This is a genomic window from Streptococcus sp. 10F2 (assembly GCF_054331515.2).
Genome location: NZ_JBTGGE020000131.1, coordinates 1 through 619, shown reverse-complemented (window position 1 = coordinate 619; position 619 = coordinate 1). Strand labels below are relative to the sequence as shown.

General features: G+C 40.5%; 2 protein-coding genes. Both read left to right on the top strand.

Annotated features, from left to right (window positions below):
- Nucleotides 1-120 (top strand): IS630 transposase-related protein (locus ACXM1Q_RS09385; RefSeq protein ID WP_458517824.1); only part of this gene is annotated, 120 nt, incomplete at its 5' end.
- 61 nt (nucleotides 121-181) lie between these two features.
- Nucleotides 182-619, top strand: a 438-nt coding sequence (locus ACXM1Q_RS09380; protein WP_458517823.1) for an IS630 family transposase, incomplete at its 3' end; no start/stop codon positions are given.

The window sequence follows — 619 nt, the reverse complement described above, 5'->3', positions numbered from 1 at the left end:
CAACATCCAGATGCCTATCTGCGAGAAATCGCAGAGCACTTTTCCTGTGCGATTAATGCAGTTTGGAAAGCACTAAGGAAATACAATATAACTTTAAAAAAAGACAACAAGGTATCGTGAACAGAGTCCAGAAAAGGTTCGATGTTTTCTTGCCGTTTTAGCTGTTCTCGTTGGTCTCCCTATTGTTTATATTGACGAGACAGGGATTGACACCTACCTCTATCGGAAAAAGGGAAGAGCCAAACGAGGGGATAAAGTCTACGGTAAGGTCAGTGGTAGACGCTTTGAGCGTATTTCTGTTGTGGCTGGGCAAGTCAATGGTAAGTTTCTAGCCCCCATGATTTACAAACAAAGTATGACCAGTCACTTCTTTGTCAAATGGTTTGAAAGTCAGTTATTGCCGGCTTTAGATAGACCTCACATAGTGATTATGGACAACGCTACCTTCCATCCAAAAGCACAATTAGATGAGCTTTGTATCGCAAATCATCATTTCTTCCTACCTTTACCACCCTATTCTCCTGAACTAAATCCGATTGAAAAAGCATGGGCTAACCTTAAGAAGAAAGTCATAGAGTTACTACCCAAATATAACTCGGTGATAGAATGTCTAAACAAT